The sequence below is a fragment of the Fulvivirga sedimenti genome, from assembly GCF_020328055.1.
The window spans coordinates 157,990-180,385 of the sequence record NZ_JAIXNE010000006.1 but is presented as its reverse complement, the minus strand read 5'-3'; the positions used below and the strand labels follow the sequence as shown (position 1 = coordinate 180,385).

Annotated in this window: 18 protein-coding genes; 15 read left to right on the top strand and 3 right to left on the bottom strand. The window is 45.5% G+C overall.

Annotated features, from left to right (window positions below; translation table 11 throughout):
• Positions 1 to 14 precede the first annotated feature (14 nt).
• The 7 genes from LDX50_RS26775 to LDX50_RS26745 all read left to right on the top strand — a co-directional run bounded on the left by LDX50_RS26775 (position 15) and on the right by LDX50_RS26745 (position 10,399).
• Positions 15 to 452: a MarR family winged helix-turn-helix transcriptional regulator gene (locus LDX50_RS26775; RefSeq protein ID WP_225699363.1), complete on the top strand. Its 438-nt coding sequence runs from the start codon at positions 15 to 17 to the stop codon at positions 450 to 452.
• Positions 453 to 467: 15 nt separating this feature from the next.
• A complete protein-coding gene (locus tag LDX50_RS26770) occupies positions 468 to 2,867 on the top strand; it encodes a 3-hydroxyacyl-CoA dehydrogenase/enoyl-CoA hydratase family protein (RefSeq protein WP_225699362.1) in 2,400 nt (799 codons plus the stop codon).
• A gap of 13 nt (positions 2,868 to 2,880) precedes the next feature.
• Positions 2,881 to 4,053, top strand: coding sequence for a thiolase family protein (locus LDX50_RS26765; RefSeq protein ID WP_225699361.1), 1,173 nt, complete (start codon positions 2,881 to 2,883; stop codon positions 4,051 to 4,053).
• 27 nt (positions 4,054 to 4,080) lie between these two features.
• The gene (locus LDX50_RS26760) at positions 4,081 to 5,892 is read left to right on the top strand and encodes an acyl-CoA dehydrogenase family protein (protein ID WP_225699360.1); all 1,812 of its coding nucleotides are present in this window, start codon (positions 4,081 to 4,083) and stop codon (positions 5,890 to 5,892) included.
• 209 nt (positions 5,893 to 6,101) lie between these two features.
• Positions 6,102 to 7,424: a tandem-95 repeat protein gene (locus LDX50_RS26755; protein WP_225699359.1), complete on the top strand. Its 1,323-nt coding sequence runs from the start codon at positions 6,102 to 6,104 to the stop codon at positions 7,422 to 7,424.
• Between the two features lie 9 nt (positions 7,425 to 7,433).
• Complete coding sequence (locus LDX50_RS26750) at positions 7,434 to 8,369, top strand: PorP/SprF family type IX secretion system membrane protein (protein ID WP_225699358.1); 936 nt, start codon at positions 7,434 to 7,436, stop codon at positions 8,367 to 8,369.
• Positions 8,370 to 8,371: 2 nt separating this feature from the next.
• Entirely contained in the window at positions 8,372 to 10,399 is a 2,028-nt protein-coding gene (locus tag LDX50_RS26745; protein WP_225699357.1) for an OmpA family protein, read from the top strand.
• On the opposite strand, the gene LDX50_RS26740 is transcribed toward LDX50_RS26745, so the two are convergent.
• Positions 10,396 to 11,277 (bottom strand): diacylglycerol/lipid kinase family protein, encoded by an 882-nt coding sequence (locus LDX50_RS26740; protein WP_225699356.1) that lies wholly within the window; start codon positions 11,275 to 11,277, stop codon positions 10,396 to 10,398. The two genes, LDX50_RS26745 and LDX50_RS26740, sit on opposite strands and share 4 nt — an antisense overlap.
• Before the next feature lie 265 nt (positions 11,278 to 11,542).
• Between LDX50_RS26740 and LDX50_RS26735 the strand changes: the two genes are divergently transcribed.
• Positions 11,543 to 12,592, top strand: coding sequence for an App1 family protein (locus tag LDX50_RS26735; protein WP_225699355.1), 1,050 nt, complete (start codon positions 11,543 to 11,545; stop codon positions 12,590 to 12,592).
• Positions 12,593 to 12,594: 2 nt separating this feature from the next.
• Here LDX50_RS26735 and LDX50_RS26730 read toward each other — a convergent pair whose 3' ends face one another.
• The gene (locus LDX50_RS26730; protein WP_225699354.1) at positions 12,595 to 12,750 is read right to left on the bottom strand and encodes a hypothetical protein; all 156 of its coding nucleotides are present in this window, start codon (positions 12,748 to 12,750) and stop codon (positions 12,595 to 12,597) included.
• Positions 12,751 to 12,887: 137 nt separating this feature from the next.
• Between LDX50_RS26730 and LDX50_RS26725 the strand changes: the two genes are divergently transcribed.
• The 6 genes from LDX50_RS26725 to purE are packed head-to-tail and all read left to right on the top strand — an operon-like array spanning position 12,888 to position 20,609.
• A complete protein-coding gene (locus LDX50_RS26725) occupies positions 12,888 to 13,112 on the top strand; it encodes a FeoA family protein (RefSeq protein WP_225699353.1) in 225 nt (74 codons plus the stop codon).
• 3 nt (positions 13,113 to 13,115) lie between these two features.
• Positions 13,116 to 15,215, top strand: coding sequence for a ferrous iron transport protein B (gene feoB, locus LDX50_RS26720; RefSeq protein WP_225699352.1), 2,100 nt, complete (start codon positions 13,116 to 13,118; stop codon positions 15,213 to 15,215).
• Positions 15,216 to 15,225: 10 nt separating this feature from the next.
• On the top strand, positions 15,226 to 17,013 hold the full coding sequence (locus tag LDX50_RS26715) for a MutS-related protein (RefSeq protein WP_225699351.1): 1,788 nt from the start codon (positions 15,226 to 15,228) through the stop codon (positions 17,011 to 17,013).
• Positions 17,014 to 17,044: 31 nt separating this feature from the next.
• Positions 17,045 to 18,967 (top strand): peptidylprolyl isomerase, encoded by a 1,923-nt coding sequence (locus LDX50_RS26710; protein WP_225699350.1) that lies wholly within the window; start codon positions 17,045 to 17,047, stop codon positions 18,965 to 18,967.
• Positions 18,964 to 20,109 (top strand): 5-(carboxyamino)imidazole ribonucleotide synthase, encoded by a 1,146-nt coding sequence (locus tag LDX50_RS26705; RefSeq protein ID WP_225699349.1) that lies wholly within the window; start codon positions 18,964 to 18,966, stop codon positions 20,107 to 20,109. Before LDX50_RS26710 ends, LDX50_RS26705 begins: the two co-directional genes overlap by 4 nt.
• Positions 20,106 to 20,609, top strand: coding sequence for a 5-(carboxyamino)imidazole ribonucleotide mutase (gene purE, locus LDX50_RS26700; RefSeq protein ID WP_225699348.1), 504 nt, complete (start codon positions 20,106 to 20,108; stop codon positions 20,607 to 20,609). The genes LDX50_RS26705 and purE overlap by 4 nt, the downstream gene beginning before the upstream one ends.
• Here the strand turns inward: purE and LDX50_RS26695 are convergent.
• Positions 20,606 to 21,616 carry a potassium channel family protein gene (locus tag LDX50_RS26695; RefSeq protein ID WP_225699347.1) on the bottom strand — a complete coding sequence of 337 codons (1,011 nt, stop codon included), beginning with the start codon at positions 21,614 to 21,616 and terminating at the stop codon, positions 20,606 to 20,608. The genes purE and LDX50_RS26695 overlap by 4 nt on opposite strands.
• Positions 21,617 to 21,684: 68 nt before the next feature.
• Here LDX50_RS26695 and LDX50_RS26690 point away from each other — a divergent pair, with 68 nt between their 5' ends.
• Positions 21,685 to 22,395 carry a sulfotransferase-like domain-containing protein gene (locus tag LDX50_RS26690; RefSeq protein ID WP_225699346.1) on the top strand — a complete coding sequence of 237 codons (711 nt, stop codon included), beginning with the start codon at positions 21,685 to 21,687 and terminating at the stop codon, positions 22,393 to 22,395.
• Position 22,396: the final 1 nt, after the last annotated feature.

Sequence of the window (22,396 nt, the reverse complement as noted above, 5' to 3'; positions counted from 1 at the left end):
ATAAAGATTATTGAATGACGCGCGAAGAAACCATAGATCACAATATTAAAACCACCTGGCATGCCATTGCAAGAATGTATAACCAGCAGGCATCCAAGCAGGATATCACTACATCCATTGGGTTTGTGTTGCTGAATATCAGTTCACGCGAGGGTACACCTGCAACCAAGATTGCTCCGCTGATGGGCCTTGAGGCCCGCAGCCTTACAAGAGTGCTGAAAAATATGGAAACCAAGGGCCTCATATACCGCAAGCCTGATGAGCAGGATAAGCGATCTGTACGGATCTACCTGACCCCCGAAGGAAAGCAGAAAAAGGAAGTTTCCAGAAATACAGTGCTTCGCTTCAATGAAGAAGTGAGAAAACGCATACCCCAGGAGAAACTCGACGTGTTTTTCGACGTCATCAATGATGTGAATAAGATAATTGAAAACAATTCGATTTATGATTAATGAGAATCAAGCCATATGAACAGAAGAATTAGAAAAGTCGCCGTTCTTGGTTCGGGAATAATGGGTTCACGGATCGCCTGTCATTTTGCCAATATAGGCGTGAAGGTGATACTGCTGGACATCGTACCCCGGGAACTTAACGACCAGGAAAAAAAGCAAGGACTTACACTGGAAGATCCGGGCGTAAGAAATCGTATTGTCCGCCAATCCTTCGACACCGCGGTAGCTGCCAACCCGGCTCCGCTGTATAATAAGGAATTTGCATCACGCGTATCCCTCGGTAATTTCGATGATAATATGAAAGATATTGGGGAATGCGATTGGGTGATCGAAGTGGTGGTTGAGAACCTCGATATCAAGAAAAAAGTTTTTACAGAAGTTGAAAAGTATCGCAAGCCGGGAACGCTGATTACCAGCAATACATCCGGGATCCCCATTCATTTAATGCTTGACGGAAGGTCTGACGATTTTAAGAAGCATTTCTGTGGAACACACTTTTTCAATCCGCCACGATACCTCAGACTCCTGGAAATAATCCCTACACCATCGACAGATCCCGCGGTAACAGATTTTCTGATGCATTACGGGGACCTTTACCTGGGAAAAACGACAGTGCTCTGCAAGGATACCCCTGCTTTTATCGCCAACCGGGTTGGAATTTATGCGATCCTGAAGGTGATCGACACCATGCAGAAGCTGGATCTTTCCGTCGATGAGATCGACAAACTTACCGGACCGGTTATCGGCCGGCCAAAGTCGGCCACTTTCCGTACATCGGATGTAGTCGGACTTGATACCCTTATCAAGGTTGCGAACGGACTGTATCAGGGATTGCCCGACGATGAAGAGCGGCACATCTTTAAGCTTCCGCCAGTGGTGGGCAAATTGGAAGAGAATAAATGGCTGGGTGATAAGACTGGTCAGGGCTTCTATAAAAAGACCAAAAAAGACGGCAAAACTGAAATTTTAACGCTCAATCTTGAGACGTTGGAATATGAGCCGAAAAAGAAAGTATCATTTCCTACCCTGGAGATGACCCGTCCTATTGAAAATCTGAAAGAGCGATTTAAAACCTTGCTTTCAGGGAAAGATAAGGCAGGTGAATTTTACCGAAATTCTTTTTATGGTTTATTCCAGTACGTGACCAATCGCATCCCTGAAATTGCAGATGAACTGTATAAAATTGATGATGCCATCTGTGCCGGATTTGGCTGGGAATTAGGTCCGTTTGAAACCTGGGATACGCTCAACGTTCGGAAGACCGTTGAGAAAATGGAACAAATGGGCAATAAGCCCAATCAGTGGGTATACGATATGCTGGATGCGGGTATTGAATCTTTCTATGAGGCCCGTGACGGTGTTCGTCATTATTACGACATCGGTTCCAAATCCTATAAGCCTGTTCCGGGAGCCGATGAATTTATCATCCTCGATCATTACCGAAAGAACAGCGTGGTGTGGTCAAATGCCGGATCTACAATTTTCGATTTGGGAGATGGCGTGCTGAATGTGGAATTCCACACCAAGATGAATACCCTTGGAGGCGAAGTTGTTGAAGGTATCAACAAGGCGATCGACCTTGCTGAAAAGGAATACCGCGGACTGGTAATTGGAAACCAGGGTGCGCAGTTTTCTGCCGGAGCGAACCTGGGAATGGTTTTCATGTATGCGATAGAGCAGGAATTTGATGAGATCGACTTCATGATTCGTCATTTTCAGAATACGATCATGCGCGTTCGGTATTCTTCGGTACCGGTGGTGGTTGCGCCGCACGGACTAACGCTTGGAGGCGGCTGTGAAATGACCCTGCATGCCGACCGTGTGCAGGCGGCTGCAGAAACCTACATTGGACTGGTAGAGGTAGGTGTTGGTCTGATCCCGGGGGGAGGCGGAACCAAGGAACTTACCAAGCGCGTTTCCGATGCCCTGCAGGAAGGCGACGTTGAACTTAATGCTTTGCAAAATGCCTTTATGAATATTGCCACTGCAAAGGTTGCCACTTCTGCACATGAAGCAATGGGAATGCATATCATCAGGCCTGAGGATCGGATTTCCATGAACATCGATCGTCAGATCGCCGACGCCAAGGAAACGGTTCTTGAACTGGCCGATGCCGGATATACTACCCCAATTCAGGCTACAAACATTCGTGTTCAGGGCAAGACCGGAATGGCATTGTTCATGGCCGGTGTTAACGGAATGAGAATGGGTAATTATATCTCAGACCATGACGTAAAGATTGCTAATAAGATCGCTTACGTGATGTGCGGCGGAGACCTTTCTTATCCACAGGAAGTTTCGGAACAATATCTTCTGGACCTGGAGCGTGAAGCATTTCTCTCACTAACCGGCGAGAAGAAAACACTTGAACGGATTCAATCAATACTCAAAGGGGGCAAGCCCTTAAGAAATTAATAACGAGAAAATTATGGATGCATATATTGTTAAAGGATATAGAACAGCGGTCGGACGCGCAAAAAAAGGCGGATTCCGTTTTACACGGCCTGATGACCTTGCTGTGGACATTATTAAGCATTTGGTTGCCTCGGTAGACGGACTCACCAATGAAATGGTAGATGATGTGATCGTTGGTAATGCCGTTCAGGAAGCGGAACAGGGCATGCAAATGGGGCGAATGATTTCCCTGATGGCATTAGGTGTGGACACGCCGGGCATGGTGATCAACCGTTATTGCGGATCAGGACTGGAGGCGATTCACCTTGCTTCCGCAAAGGTTCAGGCCGGAATGGCCGATTGTGTGGTCGCAGGCGGAACAGAATCCATGTCGATGGTTCCCGTTATGGGATGGAAAACGGCACTGAATTACAAGATTACCTCGGAGCATCCTGACTACTATACAAGTATGGGCTTAACAGCTGAGCAGATCGCCCAGCAATGGAAGATTTCCCGTGAGGACCAGGATGAATTTGCCTACAACTCGCATATGAAAGCTGTGAAAGCACAGGATGATGGCAAATTTGATGACGAGATTGTTCCCATCTCGATCAAGGAAACGTTTGTAGCCGACAATAAGAAGAAAACCCGGGAATTTACAGTAGAGAAAGATGAAGGTCCGCGCCCGGATACGAATATGGAGACCCTTGCAAAACTGCGTCCTGTATTTTCGGTTGGCGGATCAGTAACCGCAGGAAATTCATCTCCTACCAACGACGGTGCGGCGTTCGTTCTTGTGATGTCTGAACGATTGGTGAAACAGCTTAACCTGGAACCGGTGGCACGTATGGTAAGCTATGCCGTTGCCGGTGTTGAACCCAGGATCATGGGTGTTGGACCTACCTATGCAGTGCCGAAGGCATTGAAAAGAGCAGGCCTTTCATTGAATGACATTGATCTTATTGAACTCAACGAAGCATTCGCAGCCCAGTCTTTAGCCGTGATACGCGACCTGGAACTGGATATGAGCAAAGTGAATGTGAACGGTGGGGCAATCGCGCTGGGTCACCCGCTTGGCAGTACGGGCGCCAGGTTATCGATTACCCTCCTGAATGAAATGAGACGGAGAAACGGCAAATACGGAATGGTAACTGCCTGTGTAGGCGGCGGACAAGGTGTAGCCGGAATATATGAATTTTTAAACTGATGGCCGAAGGCATAAAAAATTAGAATTATGAGTACAACAGCAGAACAAAAAGAACTCCAGAAAGCCATTCGAGGCGGAGAATTTTTAATTCGTGAAACAAATGCGAGCGAAGTCTTTATTCCGGAAGAATGGTCTGAAGAGCAAAAAATGATTCAGCAAACCTGCCGTGATTTTCTGGAGCAGGAGATATATCCCAAGCTGGATGAAATCGACAGCATGAAAAACCCCGAACTGATGCCATCCTTACTGGACAAGGCCGGTGAACTGGGATTGCTGGGGACGTCTGTTCCTGAGAAATATGAAGGTTTTGGAATGAATTTTAATACTTCCATGCTTGTGGCGGAAGTATTTGGTGCTGGTCACTCATTTGCCGTTGCCATTTCAGCGCATACAGGTATTGGAACCCTCCCCATCCTTTATTATGGAAATGAGGAGCAGAAAAGTAAATATCTTCCCAAGCTCGCAACGGGCGAATGGAAAGCTGCTTACTGTCTTACCGAACCAGATTCAGGCTCGGATGCCAATTCAGGTAAAACAAAAGCGACACTTACAGAGGATGGAAAACACTATGTGATCAACGGACAGAAAATGTGGATCACCAATGGAGGCTTTGCGGATCTTTTCATTGTTTTTGCCAAGATCGAAGATGACAAAAACCTGTCGGCATTCATCGTGGAAAAAACATTTGGTGGCATAACCATGAATGAGGAGGAGCATAAAATGGGAATTAAAGGCTCTTCTACCCGTCAGATTTTCTTTAATGACTGCAAAGTTCCCGTTGAAAACCTTCTTTCTGAAAGAGAGAATGGTTTCAAGATTGCGGTTAATATTCTCAACATCGGAAGGATCAAGCTTGGAGTGGCTGCGATTGGTGCGTGCAAGGAAGTTACAAGTACTGCCGTAAACTATGCCAATGAACGCAAGCAGTTTGGCCAGTCAATATCATCTTTCGGCGCGATCAAACATAAGATTGCTGAGATGGCAACACGTACCTATGCTTCAGAATCTGCCCACTACAGAGCCGGACAGAACATTGATGATGCATATGATTCACTCATAGCTTCCGGAATGGACGAGGCGCAAGCCAAACTGAAGTCGGTCGAGGAATTTGCCATTGAGTGTGCTATTCTTAAAGTGCACGGCTCTGAAGTCCTGGATTATGTAGTGGATGAAGGGGTTCAGATCTATGGCGGAATGGGCTATTCAGCAGAAGGCCCGATGGATCGTGCATACCGTGATGCCCGCATCAACCGGATTTTTGAAGGGACCAATGAAATCAACAGGATGTTATCGATCGATATGCTTCTGAAGCGGGCTATGAAGGGACAGCTTGATTTGATGTCGCCCGCCATGGCTGTGCAGCAGGAATTGATGTCGATCCCGGATTTTGGTGCACAGGAAGATGATGGCCTATTTGCAAAGGAGAAAAAGGCCCTGAAAAATCTTAAAAAAGCCGGTTTGATGGTCGCGGGAGCAGCTGTTCAAAAGTTCATGCAGAAACTTGGCGACGAACAGGAGATTCTCATGAACCTCGCTGATATGCTTATTGAAGGATATGTCGCAGAATCGGCGCTGTTACGGACAGAGAAGCTTGCCCAGCAAAAGGGAGAAGATGCGGTGAGTATTCAACTTGATATGTCACGGATCTTCCTGTACAACGCCATTGAAAAGGCTGCGGCCGCAGGACGCCAGGCGATCTATGCGTTTGCCGAAGGAGATGAACAACGGATGATGCTCATGGGATTGAAAAGATTCACCAAAGTTGAACCTTACAACCTCAAGGAAGCACGCAGGCGTGTTGCAGACTATATAATTGAGAAGAATTCTTATCCTTTTTAAAAAAAAGGTACATGGAAAAATGAAGCCCCGCGAAACCGGGGCTTTTTTTATTTAGCCTGTTTCATAATCAGGAAAAACATCTGATAATATCGTTGAGGGCCATTTCCTGCCGTTAAAGCGGCATTTTTAAAGATAAATGGTTCTGTGCGTTTACCTAATCCGCTTTTCGGCTATTAATACCCAGTTTGCACTTGTTTAATACATATGTAATGGTATCGAAACGAATTACAGTTGGTTTTCTCGTCCTCTTTTCAGGATTATCCTGTCAGTGGAGCTTTGGACAAGCTTCACCGGTAGCGGTGAACGATAACGTTGTGCTGGATGAAGACACAAATATTCAAATTTCTGCTTTTTCCAATGACACAGACCCGGATGGGGACCTGGATCCTTCCAGTCTGATAATCATATCGGATGCTTCCAATGGCATCACATCCGTGGATCCGTTAACGGGTATTATCACCTATGTTCCGAACCTGAATTATTTTGGGGTGGATCAGATCGTTTATCAAATCAGCGATCAGGCCGTTCCGGCAAATACTGCAGAGGCCACTATAAACATTATTGTAAATCCTGTTAATGATGCGCCAACAAGCGCTGATAATACTGTCTTTACAGATGAGGATGTCACCTATAATTTTATGGCCGATGATATCCTTTACAATGATGTGGATGGAGACTGTTTCAATGGATTCATAATAGTCACGCCCTTAAACCCCGATATTGGGGAGTTATTTTATAACGGAAACCCTGTTGCACTGAATACACTTTATTTTGAGCCGGACCTGCTGTCATTTGTTCCGGATCCGGGTATTTCAGGAGTTACGGAATTCGATTTCCGGGTTGTAGATGATCAGGGGACGCAGAGCATTGACTATACAATGACGATTGTTATAAAAGACGTGAACGACCTTCCGTCAAGTGCAGATATTGAGATTACAATGGATGCCAATACGGTCTATACCTTTGCTTCGAATCAGCTTATATATTCTGATCCGGAGGGGGATCTTTTTGCTGGTTTTATAATCACACAATTGCCTTCGGATGGTCAGCTTCTCTATAATGACGTAGTGGCAAACACGAACACGCTTTATACCGACTTCTCATTGGTATCCTTTGAGCCCGCTACAGATGAGTCGGGCATGCCCTATACAACGTTTTTGTTTATCGTGCGCGATGACAGAGGTGGTGATAGCGAAGATTATACCGTAACGATCAATGTCAGGGAATTACCCGCCCAGGAACCACCAACGCTGATTATTTCAGAAGGATTTTCACCCAATGCTGATTTCATCAATGATTACTGGCATATCGAGGGGATCGACTTCTATAAGAATAATGAGGTGGTCATTTACAACCGTTGGGGAAATCCGGTTCGAACCATCGAAGGCTATTCAAATGAAAGTAATCCCTGGCGTGGTGAAAGCGACCATTCTGCCTTTGGCACAAAGGTTCCCGTAGGATCATATTTCTATGTTATCAAGCTGGGAGATGGATCCGCTCCGATTCAGGGCTATGTTGTTTTGAACCAATAACCTTTACACATGATGAAACGAATTATATTTTTATTCATATGCATTGGTTTGGGGATGCAATCCTTTGCACAGCAACAAGCCATGTTTACACAGTACATGTTCAACCCGCTGGCGATTAATCCCGCCTATGCCGGGTCGCTGGATGCTCTTACCGCCACTGCCATTGCGAGGTCACAGTGGACAACACTGAATGGCGCTCCGCAGACACAGACCCTTTCGGTACACGGCCCGGTTAAATACAGCAGGGCTTCCTTTGGATTTCAGATGATCCACGATGAGATTACCATAAGTAATCATTACGGAGTTTATGGGTTTTATTCATACTACATTCCGTTGAATAAGACCACAAAAATATCCTTCGGACTTCGGGCGGGGGTATCGCATTTCAGGGCTGATATGACGGAACTGGATGTTTATTACCCGGAAATGAATATTGTACAGGACCCGGCCTTTGCTAGTGATATGTATGGCGGTTGGCTGCCTAATGTTGGTCTGGGCGTCTACCTGCGTAGCGAAAAGGGATTCCTTGGATTTTCAATTCCTGAGATGATTCATAATACAATAACGACATCGGTAGATGAAATTCAGGGCAAGCAGGAACGTCATTATTTCCTTCACGGAGGCTATGTGTTTACACTGTCTCCAGACCTCAAGCTGAAGCCTAATTTTCTCGTAAAAGGCGTTGAGGGTGCACCGATACAGGTTGATCTCAATGCAAACCTTCTGATTAAAGAAGTGGTTTGGGTAGGCGCCTCCTACCGGTGGGACGAATCTTTCGCGGCCTTGCTTGAGATTGATTTCAACCGTCAAATCCGATTAGGCTATTCATATGATTTCCCGGGGAAAAACAATCTGGGACCTTTTCAGAACGGCTCACATGAATTTCTGATAAGTTACCGGTTTATTCGCGACAAGGGCATTACTATAACTCCAAGATACTTCTAGGCATGATGAGGAAAATGATACTTTATATTCTGCTGATGGCTCCGGCCGTCACAGCCCTGGGGCAGTCTCCAAGACAAGCCCTGCTGGCCGATTCATTGTATCGCTATGCCAGTTATGCAAAGGCCGTCAGGCATTATGAAAAAGCGATCTCAAAGGAGGAATCCCCCGAACTTTTTATGGGTTTGGGTAACAGCTATTACCGCCTTCAGCAATATGACGATGCCATCGCTGCCTACAAAAGGGCAGAATCAGATGCTTCAGTCTGGGAAGTACGTGACAAGCTGAATTATATTCAATCACTCCGGGCAAAAGGCAATGAGGAAGAGGTTCAAAGACTCCTTGAGAAATGGAGTAATCTTCCTGAGGCGGATCAGTCACTCATTTCATCGAGCATGCAGGCCATGGATATTTTTTTCATGGACAGTGCCATTTATAAAGTAACCGAAACATCCAATGTAAATACAGGGGATGCCGAGTTTTCCCCCGTCTATTTTAAAAACGGAATTTTGTTTGCTTCCTCCCGTGGAACAGGCAATGTATCGAATAAGAAGTACCACTGGAATAATGAGCATTACCTTGATTTATATTATGCAAGCTCCGGCAACGATGAGGCTGCGACATTCGAGACAAATACAAAATTTCATGATGGACCGGTCTCATTCTACGCGCAGGAAACAAAAGTGATTTTCACCCGGAATGAAGAGGCCAAGAATCGAAAAGATCAGCGTCAGCTGGCACTTTATGAAGCGGATGTTACCACTGAAGGTAAATGGGAGAATATTATGCCATTGTCTTTGAATGACCCTTCCTATTCTGTATCACATCCGGCTATCACAGAGGATGGAAGTGTTCTGTACTTCGTCTCAAACCGTGAAGGAGGCTTTGGCGGAACCGATATTTATGTGTCTACACGACAGGGAACCGGATGGTCTGAACCTGTAAACCTCGGATCGGATATCAACACCCCCGGGAATGAGATGTTTCCTGTTCTGTTCAGGGATGAGTTGTTCTTTGCCTCTGACGGGCATCCGGGAATGGGCGGACTGGATTTGTTTGCTGCCGAGAAACTAATCGATGGCGCGTATTACATCCGCAATTTAGGGGCGCCGCTCAATTCAACCTGGGATGATTTCGGGTTGATTACGAGGGATGGGAAAAATGGATATTTCTCCAGCAACCGTACCGGTGACGATGATGTATTTTCATTTGTCAAGGGTAAGATTGTTGTTGAAATCACATATGTGGATGATGAGGGCAAGGTACTTGACAGCGTCGCAACCATGCTGCACGGCAAAAAGATATTTTCAAATCAGGAAGGCCATGTTACAAGGCTTTACCTGGACCGTGAAAGTGTAAGTGAACTTGAAGCTTCCAGATCATTGTTTGCTGATACGGCTTATCAGATAGCAACGAATGATGAATTTTTCATTTCACGTACAATTCCGCTCCGTCCATTATCAGATGAAGATATAAACAGGGGTGTGGTAGACCTTTATCCGATAGCTGTAAATGACGTTGATTATGACCTCTTGCTCGGGAAGGAATTAACCCTGATGAAGGCCGATCCTGAAGAACGGTGGAGAGACAACTTTGTAATCAAAACAGTTCCGGAGGAATCGAAGCCAGACAAAATCGAAAAGGTGAAGGATTTACTGGAAGGAAACGGGTACACGGTACGAGTTCATGAGCGAATAGAACGAATTCATTTTGATTTCGATAAGTGGGATATCCGGCCATCTGAATATGAGAAACTGAACCGTGTTGCAGGTCTGCTCAATACCTATTCGCAAACACAGGTGGTGATTGGAGCGCATACCGATAAACGGGGGTCCGACAGTTACAATATGACCTTGTCTAAGAAAAGGGCTCAGTCAACGGTTGATTACCTGATTTCCCAGGGAGTAAAATCAAGTCGCATGAAATCTGTAGCATATGGTGAATCCATGTTGCTCATCGTATGCGATGAGTGCTCAGAAGATGAGCATCAGCAAAACCGCCGTGTGACATTTGATGTGACCCTGGATGATTAAGGAACCAATACGTTAAGTGGCATTTCAGATACACTGACTTCCACCTTTGCAACGGTGCCGATTACCTCCCCGTCAATCTGAAGTTCTTCGTCAGGGTGAACCAGAACGAGGGCCTCACGGGCTGGAATAATCTTTACATAGGGCGATTCCTTGATATCCCCAATGAAGAATTTCCAGGCAATTCCCCCAAGGGCATACCATGGATACGGGCGAAAGATGCATACCTCAAATATGCCATCATCCAGTTTGCCGTCGGGGTTGATCACAGCCCCGGTTCCGTAGGTACGTGCATTGGCAAATGCGACCATGTGCGCTTTTATGTCAATTACTTCATCATTGATGTAAATGCTGTATTCAGAGGTGGATTGCTCCTGGAGTATGCTGAAAAAGTGTCGTGCGTAATTCCACTTTCCGCGCTGTCCGAATTTTTCAAATTTTCGAATCAGTTTGGCATTGAATCCCAGGTCACTCAGATGTATGGAGTATTGTCCGTTAACCACCAGTACATCCACATTTTTTTGATTGCTGTTGAGTATTAGTTTCAATGCCTCGAGAGGCTCTTCCGGAATCAGAAGTTCTCTCGCCATTCCATTCGCAGAACCGAGCGGGATGATGGCGATCGGAATTTGCATGGCAATTTCCTGAAGCGTGGAGGCCGCGAGATTTACCGTTCCGTCTCCTCCGCCAATGACCAGAATTTCAGGTTGGTACTCCTTCAATGATTCAGCGAGTCGAGAAGGATCATCCTTACCAGTTGTTTCAAGAAATTTGGGTGAAAGGTTATGCGTTTTACAAAACTGTTCTGCATTCGACCGGAAGCCCTTTTTATCCAGGCCGCCGGAAATGGGGTTAATCAGAAAAAATACTTTAGTCGGCATCGGTATAAAGGAAGATAAAATATTTCATATTCAGCAATACTTCATTGCCCCGCTTAATACTGGATTTTCGCTAGATTGGAACGGATTTTCCGGGGATTAGGTTCCTGCCATGATTACTTGCCGCAGGTCTGTACGTTCGACCAGTTTCTGATGTAAATGGGAATCGTTCAGGACGGCGTATCTTGCGTTTACAGTACGTTTTATTTTTCTTTAAGAAAACATCATCATCAAAAAACTATTCACAAAACCGATCAAATCTTTTGGGATGCGCATCAAGAAGGCGATGGGCTTCCTCACCCCCCCTGTGATCTTACCGTACCGTGGCTTCGGGACCATTAAAAAGGCATACCTGAATGGCCATGTTCTCGATGATCGGCGTTTGTATGAAGCCAAAGAGAAAGACCGACGCACCAGAAACCTGAAGGCTATGATGAGCAGGTATATGGCCGATGCATTGCCCGGTGTACAGGTTCTGATTTGTTTTCTGGGTCAGGAGAAAGTCGTGGAAACAGGAGATAACGGATATTTCGAAGCGGAATTTGAATTTGATACTCCCCAGGAACCGGGGTGGCACAAGGCGACATTTCAGGTACTTGACAAGTTGGTAGACTACCAGGAGCCCCGTGAATTTTATGAGGAGGTATTGCTCCTCGATGATTCACCCCGGTTCGGCATCATCTCTGACATCGATGATACCATCCTGGTTTCCCATGCAACACGTATTCATCGCAAATTGTCACTCATACTCACAAAGAATGCCAAGACCCGAATGCCTTTTGACGGGGTTTCCAGTTTTTACAATGCGTTACATATGCACAAGGAACAGCCATTGAACCCCATATTTTATGTGAGCAGTAGTGAGTGGAACCTGTATGACTTTCTGGAAGACTTTTGTGATACACAGCAGATTCCGAAAGGGGTGTTTATGCTGCAGGATCTGAAGGAAAATCTATGGAGCGTGCTTACTTCAGGTGGAGGATCCCACCGTCATAAAGTAAACAAGGTAAGACGGATCCTCGACCTGTATCCGGATCTCGCTTTTGTTCTGATTGGTGATTCAGGACAGCGTGATGCCGAGATATACGCTGAAATCATTGCGAATTATCCGGGAAGGATTCTGGTGGTATACATCCGCGACGTGAGTAATCGCAACAGGGATGTTTATGTTGAACACCTCTCCGATATGGCGCGGGAAGATGGAGTAGATATGGTAATGGTACGGGATACAGCAGATGCCGCCAGGCATGCGTATACCCTGGGTCTGCTCGATAGGGATGAAGTACATGAAGTAGAGGCTGCCGTTGCGGCACGTTAGCACTAACCTCCGCAGCCCAGGTTCTTTTTAAGGTTTCTGTTTGGTAATCCTCCAAAGTCCCGCTCATTCCCATCCTCACCGGAGGTTTCGGGATGCGTCTCCCGGACGGGCTCTCCACCTTTTTCCTTTTTCTTTTTTACTTTCCGGTCTTTAGACATAGCCTTAATTTACTGATATTAATCATAACGGATTATGATTTTTTGAAAACACGGCAATCTAAGCGCTAATTTATATTGCGTAATACGAAGGTAAAGCCTATCTTCGTGGTAGTTTATAATTAATCTAAATAAACACAGTGAAAGCTAGAAGCGTAGTTGATTTGCATCCTGGTGAGAGCGGAGTGATAAATACCCTCACCGATGATTCCCTTTCTCTAAAGCTTCTTGAAATGGGTGTTCTTCCCGGAACACTGATTCAGTATAATTTCGCTGCTCCTCTTGGTGATCCTATCTGTGTAAGTGTTTCCGGATATAACCTTTCACTGAGACTTGATGAAGCAATAACTATTTCCATTCAGTAGACTATGCCCGGGGCCGATATTCCCAAGATCGCATTGGTGGGAAATCCCAATTCCGGTAAGTCTTCCCTATTCAATATCCTTACCGGCTTAAACCAGAAAATTGGAAATTTTCCGGGCGTAACTGTAGATAAGAAAACCGGTGTTTGCCAGCTGACCGAAGGGAAAAAGGCAAAAATTATTGACCTTCCGGGAACGTACAGCATCTATCCCAATTCGACGGATGAGCGTATCGTGTTCGATATTCTGGCCAATCCTGAAAATGAGCTTTATCCCGACGTGGTTGTTGTGATTGTGGATGCTTCCAACTTCAAGCGGAGCCTTCTACTCTTTTCCCAGATACATGACCTGAACATACCGTCGGTGCTGGTGCTCAATATGATGGATCTGGCAGAGAAAGCGGGAAATGTAATTGATATCGACAGGCTATCAGATGAGCTGGGAGTTCCGATCGTTCCTATGAAGGCACGGACGGGTGAAGGCCTTGCCCGCCTGAAGGACGTCTTGTCGGAAGGCATTTTACTGCCCGGGGAGCCGGTTTTTGATGCGAATAAGTATGCTGAAGAAGCCATTGCAGAAGTGAAGGAAGCCTTTGACATATCGAATGATTACCTGGCATATCAGCTTCTGCAGCAATTCAGAATCAATAATGCCCTGAGTGATTCCGATAAAGAAAAACTGGAAGAAATTTGCCTGCGTCATAATTTCAATAGTCATGAACTGCGCAAAGCAGAAACCCTGGAGCGCTACCGGAGAATCAATGAGTTTGTTGTAAATTCTGTTAAGGAGTCTACTCAGATTTTACCCAGAAGATGGACCGAGCGCCTCGACCGGATATTTACCCATAAATTCTGGGGGTACATTATTTTCCTGCTAATCCTGTTTCTGATATTTCAGTCGATCTTCGCCTGGGCTACCATACCCATGGATTTTATTGACCTCATGTTCTCCGGGCTTAGTGTCTGGGTGAAACAGGTGCTACCTGCCGGCGTTTTAACAAACCTTTTATCCGAAGGAATTATTCCGGGTATTGGAGGGATCGTGATTTTCATCCCGCAGATTGCCATCCTTTTTGCATTCATCGCGATCCTCGAAGAAACAGGTTACATGTCGCGCGTTGTGTTCCTCATGGATAAGATCATGCGCAGGTTTGGCCTGAACGGAAAAAGTGTGGTACCGCTCATATCCGGAGTGGCCTGTGCTATTCCGGCAATCATGGCTACCAGGACTATTGACAACATCAAGGAGCGGATGATCACTATTTTTGTAACTCCGTTCATGAGTTGCTCTGCCAGGCTGCCGGTTTATACCATTCTTATCGCCCTGATCATTCCTGAAAATCCTTTTTACCAGGGATTGGCCTTAATGGGAATGTATTTACTGGGAGTGATCGCCGCGGTTCTTTCCGCATGGCTGATGAAATTAATACTCAAAACCCGTCAGCGTAGCTTCCTGATCATGGAATTGCCAACGTATAAAATGCCGCGTTGGAGTAATGTGGGTATCACCATGTATGAAAAGTCGAAGGCGTTCGTTTTCGAGGCAGGGAAGATCATTTTTGCCATATCAATCATTCTTTGGGTACTGGCAAGCTACGGGCCCGGAGATTACATGGAAAATGCCGAGCAGTATGTTCTTCAGGAGCAGGTAACTTCAGCAGAGCTCAGTCCTGCCGACCTTGAAAAAACCGTTGAGGCGTTCAAGCTTGAACATTCATATGCCGGAATATTCGGCAAATTTATTGAACCTGCTATCCGGCCTTTGGGATATGACTGGAAAATTGGCATTGCGCTCATTACCAGTTTCGCTGCACGAGAAGTATTTGTGGGTACCATGGCTACGATCTACAGTATCGGCAATGTAGAGGATGAAGCAACAATTAAAACCCGCATGAAAAATGAGATGGACAGCTATGGCAATCCCCGATATGATCTGGCTACCGGTTTATCCTTACTTATTTTCTATGCTTTTGCTATGCAATGCATGAGTACCCTGGCCGTGGTTTACCGTGAAACAAAGAGTTGGAAATGGCCTGCCCTTCAGCTGATCTACATGAGCGGAGTTGCGTATCTTTGCTCACTGATCGTGTATCAGTCGCTTAGCTGATTTACAAAATATGACACATCCCAGAGAATATTATGTGGCGAGAATACAGGATTTTCGTCTGAAAATGGATTTGGTAAGCCGTGAGGTATACCGTCTCTCGTGGGCGCGTGTACTTGTATTTCTTTTGTTTCTCGTACTTTTCATCTTTTTTGCCAATGATAGAAACGGTCTTGCAATGGTCGTTTCAATAGCTGTATTTCCACTTGTTTTCGGCACGCTCGTGAATCGGTTTAATCGTAAGTCGGAATTGAGGGAAACCTACAGGAATTTGATGGAGATGAGTGAAGAGGAGTTGCTTCGTCTCGATTATCAGTTGAAAACCCTTGATGACGGCTCTGAATATATCACACGGGAACACCCTTACTCGTATGATCTTGACCTCTTTGGTAAACATTCCCTTTTTCAATTACTGAATCGCACACAAACACCCGATGGCAGGCAAATGATTGTATCCTGGATGCTTGCCCCCGCAAGCAAAGATGAAATCTTAATACGACAGGAAGCAGTAAGCGAACTGCAAGGAAAAATGGACTGGGTTCACCAGTTTCTTTCAGCAGGAAGAAGCGCCACAGCAACAGTGGAGAACACAGGCAGGCTTAAGTCATGGCTCTTAGATAAAAGTGAATCCGGCGCATCTCATCTGTTTACGGTCCTTTCGTACATTATGCCATCATTATTGGTTGCAGCCCTGGTGGCAGTAGTATTTTTTGGTGTGTCGATCTATATTCTATTTCCCTTCCTGGCAGTTAACGGTATTATTCTGGCACGGATTCAGGAGAAAATGCGCGCTGTAAGCGAACAGACCGAAGGAAATGTGAAACTTCTCCGCTCCTATGAGAAAATGATAACCTGTCTTATCAGGGAGGACTTTACAAGTGACCGATTACAGCAACTATGCAAACCATTCGGAATGAAGTCGGTACAAGCCATTAAATCCCTGAGAAATTTGCTCGATATTCTGGATGGCCGAAGCAATATGTTTTATGGAATATTTGATCTCGCTTTCCTGCTCGATGTTCATTTACTAAATCGAATCCGGAAGTGGAAAAGTGAAAATGAGCACGATCTGTCAACATGGTTTGAGAACATTGCCGAACTTGAAGTGCTTTCGAGCATGGGTGCTCATGCATATTTATTCCCAGGGCACACTATACCGGAGATCAGTGCCGACTGGCAACTGAACGCCACCGGTGTTGGCCATCCCCTGATAAATCCGAATGAATGTGTAATTAATGATTTTACAATGCAAGGTGAGGGTACTGTCGTGATCGTCACGGGCTCCAACATGTCAGGCAAAAGTACCTTCCTCAGGACTGTCGGGATTAATATGATCCTGGGTTTGATGGGATCTGTTGTATGCGCAGAGCGAATGCTGATACCTGTATCGCAGGTTTTCACAGGAATGCGTTCAGAAGATGATCTTGCCTCGCACATTTCATCATTTTATGCCGAATTGCGCAGAATTCGCGCACTGCTTGAAAAAATTCAAACCTCAGAACTACCGGTGCTTTTCATGCTCGATGAAATTCTCAAAGGTACCAACACGCAGGATCGCCATCGCGGATCTGAGGGACTGGTAAAACAATTGTCGATGATGCCGGCTTTTGGATTTATCTCCACTCACGATCTTGAAATTGGAAGACTGGGTGAACAGGACAAGAAGATTCAGAATTACAGCTTTAACAGCTCCATCAAAGGGGACGAGATTATTTTCGACTATAAGATTTCACCCGGTATATGTCATAGCTTCAATGCCAGTAAATTGATGGAAAAAATGGGGATTCACCTGGCCGACTGATCAATACTCATCTTTTCCTATCTTTGAAACCATGATCCGAATCTTCCGACTTTCAGTATACGCTTTCATCATTCTGATGGGATGCCAGACAGTAGAATCTGAAAATACTAAAACCACTCTTTTTGCTGACAGCGTCGAACTGAAAATCAGAGAATTTCAGGATAGCCGGAATACCCCCGCAATCATCAGTTATTTAAATAATGAAAATGCACGGTATCGCCTGCAGGCAGCGAGGGCGCTTGCATCTTTGCAGGATAGCTCTGCTGTCGAAATGCTGGAGGTTTTACTGAATGATCAGGATTCTTCCGTGAGGAAAGCAGCGGCATTTTCTTTGGGAATGACCAGGGACACAATTGCGGTGGCGCCTATTCTGCGCGCGCTCAAGGAAGAACAAATCCCCGTGGTTCGTCGGGAATTGCTCGAAGCACTCGGTCGCGTGATTGATCAGCCAAGACTAATCCTTCTTCAGCAGCAGGAAGCATCTTCCATGCCGGAAAAGGAAGGGCTCGCATGGGGCCTGTACCGCGCGGGGAGAAGAAATGTTTTTGATCAATTTTCAATTGAGATTGCTCTTTCTTTGTTGAATCCGCAAAATTCCTATCGCACCCGTCTAGGGGCATCTAATTTTCTAATTCGCACGAGGGATGTCGATAATTGTGCGTTTCAGGATCAAATCAGAGGACTTTCGGCAGGTGAAAAGGCTGCTGCGGTTCGAATGAACCTGGTACGTTCCCTGGGATCCTGCGACAAGCCGGAGACGATTGAATACCTGAAAAAAACGGCGTTGGGTGATCAGGATTACCGGGTGCGTGTAAATGCGGTTAGTGCACTGGAAAGATCTGCTGCACTGGCGAATGATGCGTCATTGCTTGTGGCTCTTCTGAATGATACACAGGTTAATGTGGCCATCCAAACTGCAGAGGCTATAGATCGTTCTGATAATATTCAGTTTAATGCCGAAATGCAATCCCTTGCCACTGAACATCCTAATCAACGTGTTCGCGGGTCGTTGCTTTCGGGTCTTGTAAAAACCGACAATGAAAAATGGCTACCAGTTGTAATGGAAAAATATGGTGCGGAAACAGATCCGTATGCGAAGGCATACCTGCTGACTGCTGCGGCAGCCGGTAACAATGCCACACAGTTTCTTGCGGAACACATTTTTTCAGACGAGGAGACTGTGGTCAATTCAGCTGCAATGAATGGATTCATCGTATCAGGCACACGTCAGGATATACTGGCAACCGCAGCGGTTCAACCGGTAATTCTACGCGCATTGTATTCAAATGATATTGTAAAAACCTTTCAGGCACTTACCGTGGTTAATGATAATTATGAAACCTACGAATCTCTGCTCGATGCTGATGAATTGAATAAATTGGTGGAGGAAAATGAAGACGAGTTTCTTGTCTATAATGTTCAGAAACTGCTGGATCGTCTCAACGGGATTGAATCTGAAGAATTTGCATACGAGAACAAGCAGGAAATTGACTGGCAGGGACTTCAGCAACTTAGTGAAAACCCGAAAGCGGTGATCCATACTACAAAGGGAGACATTTTCCTTGATCTTTTTCCGGAAGATGCCCCGGGTTCGGTCATAAATTTTATAAATCTCGCCCGGTCGGGCTATTACAATGGTATCAGGTTTCATCGGGTGGTTCCCAATTTTGTTATTCAGGCCGGTTGTGATCGAGGCGATGGCTGGGGTGGAGGAACATATGCCATCCGAACAGAAATTTCAGGACGGCAATATGAAGCGGGAACTGTGGGGATGGCTTCAGCCGGAAAGGACACCGAGAGCACGCAATGGTTCATTACGCATTTTCCAACGCATCATTTGGATGACGACTACACAGTTTTTGCCAAAGTTACAGATGGAATGGAGGTCGTTCATCAGATTGAAGTAGGAGATGCCATAAATTCCATCGAAATATTTAACAGTTCTGAATTATGAAAGAGAATAATATCCAGGATTTGAAGCTGGGAATTCTTGGAGGGGGACAGCTTGGAAGGATGTTCATACAATCGGCGATGGACTATAATATTGACGTCCACATTCTTGATCCTGATCCCGATGCTCCATGTAAAAATGTGGCGACATCTTTTACAGTGGGCAAGCTTACCGACTATGATACGGTAATGAAATTCGGAAAGGATTGTGATATACTTACGATAGAGATCGAAAACGTAAATACTGAGGCTCTCAGGGCACTTGAAAAAGAAGGTGTCAGGGTATTTCCCCAGCCGGACATAATTGAGCTGATTAAGGATAAGCGAACTCAAAAATCATTTTACCGTGATCACGATATACCAACGGCAGATTTTACCCTGGTGGATAGCAAAACAGATATCGCAAAGCTTGGTAAGTTTCCGTCGGTAAATAAGCTTGGAAAAGAGGGCTATGACGGTCGGGGCGTGCAGGTTCTGCGTACTGCTTCAGATATTGACAAAGCATTTGATGTGCCCGGCCTGATCGAGGATCTGGTTGATTTTGAAAAAGAGCTGGCAGTAATTGTCGCTCGAAATGAACGTGGAGAGTGCAGGACTTTTCCAGTTGTGGAAATGGTCTTTCACCCGGAGGCTAACCTGGTGGAATATCTGTTTGCCCCGGCTGATGTCTCTGCAGAGATTGCGAAGAAGGCAGATGAAATTGCCCGTAATGTTATCGACAGACTGGGGATGGTCGGACTCCTCGCTGTTGAGATGTTTCTCACCCGGGATGGAGATATTCTGGTTAATGAAGTGGCTCCCAGGCCGCATAATAGCGGGCACCAGACAATAGAGGGAAACATTACCTCCCAGTATGAGCAACACCTGCGGTCCATATTTAACCTTCCGCTTGGCGATACCTCTTCGAGGGCAAAAGCGGCAATGGTGAATCTTCTGGGTGAAGAAGGGCATACGGGTCCGGCATTTTATGAGGGTTTGGAAAAGGTTTCTGCCATTAGCGGCGTGCACGTCCACCTGTATGGTAAAAAGCTCACCAAGCCTTTCAGGAAAATGGGACATGTGACAATCGAAGAGAATGATATGGAACTTCTCATCGAAAAAGTGCAATTTGTAAAAGAACATTTGAAAGTAATCTCAAACGTATGAGCGATTTACAAGTAGGTATAATCATGGGGAGCAAATCAGATCTTCCCGTCATGAAGGAAGCGGCGGCTGTTTTGAAAGAACTTGGAATAGAACCGGAGGTCACGGTCGTATCTGCACACCGAACACCTCACAGGATGGTTGAATATGCAGAATCGGCACGTTCACGGGGTATAAAGGTGATAATCGCGGGTGCCGGGGGAGCGGCACATCTACCCGGAATGGTGGCATCGCTCACTACATTGCCCGTGATCGGCGTTCCTGTGAAATCCAGTAATTCCATTGATGGCTGGGATTCTGTTTTATCTATACTTCAGATGCCCGGAGGTATTCCTGTAGCAACGGTTGCCCTGAACGGGGCGAAAAACGCCGGTATTCTGGCAGCTGAGATTATTGGCGCTTTTGATGAAGGTGTAGCAGACCGGCTTGCTCAGTTCAAGGAAGAACTGCGTGAGAAGGTCATGAATTCCATCGAGGATGTGGAAAAAGGATGGAAATCCTAATGCTTCAGATATATATCAAGGAAATTGTGTATCTGATCATAACGCCCGAGAATGATCATGGTATCTCCTTCAGATACGATTTTGTCTGAATGCGGGTTAAATATAAATCCCTGAACGTCATCCTTAAAAGCAATGACTGTTACACCGGTACGCTGCCGGATATTCAGATCTTTCAGGGAAAGGTCATGAAATTCATCTTTCATTCTGGAGTACGGAACCTCTTCCAGCATGAGTTTTTCTTCACCCACTCCGTTCAGTAATTCCAAAAATTCAATTACAACAGGTTTTGTCACCAGATTTGCCATATGAATACCGCCAAGTCTGTCGGGCATTACCACATGTTCTGCCCCGGCACGATAAAGCTTGGTTTCAGAATTTGCTTCCGATGCTTTCGCGATTACACGGATACCCTGATTCATTCCCCGGGCAGTGAGCGTAATGAAAACATTATCAGCATCATTCGGAAGCGCGGTAATCACCGTAGATGCACGTACAATCCCGGCTTCTTCCAGTACTTCATCCATGGTGGCATTTCCATTGATGAACATATAATTTCTTTCATTTGAAAATGATTTGATCACCTCAGGGTCCCGTTCTACAACAACAAACGGACGGTTTTCGGCGTACAATTCTTCACAGGCTTGCGCGCCGTTTTTTCCAAAGCCGCAGACAATGACGTGTTGGTTAAGCTTTTTCACTTCCCTGCTCGATTTAAGATTTTTAAATATTTTTTGAAGTTCGCCCTCAAATAAAAATGAAGATACTACAGAAACTGAATAAGCGAAAATAGCCAGGTTGACTACGATATATCCGGTAGTAAAAATTTTCCCTATGTCAGAAAGCGGATTTACCTCCGTAAAACCGACTGTTGAGAATGTTATTACCGCCATATATGCCGCGTCCACAATGCCGTACCCTTCAATTACTACATAGCCGATTGTTCCTCCAATGATGCTCAGGAAAAAGAGAAATGTGGCAATGAATATTCGCTCAATACTTCGGGGCATGCGTGAAAATATACATAATGAAATTGGTTTGCAATTTTGTGTTAATATGTGCTATTTCAATTTTCGTAATGAAGGAGCAGCGTATAATTTCTCTTTGGTCGGGCCCCAGAAATGTATCAACAGCATTGATGTATTCATTTGCCCAGCGCCCTGATACTTCCGTTATTGATGAACCGCTTTATGCGCATTACCTGGATACATCGGGCGCCCAGCATCCTGGCCGTGAGGTGGTACTGGCAGCGATGGACAAGGACCCTGACCGCATCTGGAAAAATGTTTCGAAATATGAATCGCCCGTTGTCTTCATTAAGAATATGGCTCATCATATTGCGGGGATCAATGACGAGTGGTTTTCAATTCCTGTACCGATTTTGTTGATCAGGGACCCTGAAGAAATGTTGCCGTCGCTGCAAGTACAGATCCCCAGACCGACTTTGCAGGATACCGGTCTTCAGCATCAACTTGACCTGGTAAACAAATTTCGGAAATCAGGGGTCAATCCGTATATTCTTGATTCTAAGAAATTATTAATGAACCCACCGGAAGTGTTATCTGAACTTTGCGAATGGGTGGGAATTGACTTTGATGAAAGTATGTTGCGCTGGCAACCCGGTCCTATTCCGGAAGATGGTGTCTGGGCACCGTTCTGGTATCACAGGGTTCATGAATCGTCCGGATTTCAGACCTATCGGCCGCGTACTGGAGCCTTCCCTGAAGATCTGATTCCACTATTGGAAACGTGCAAACCTATATACGAACAATTGGTAAATCAATCATAAC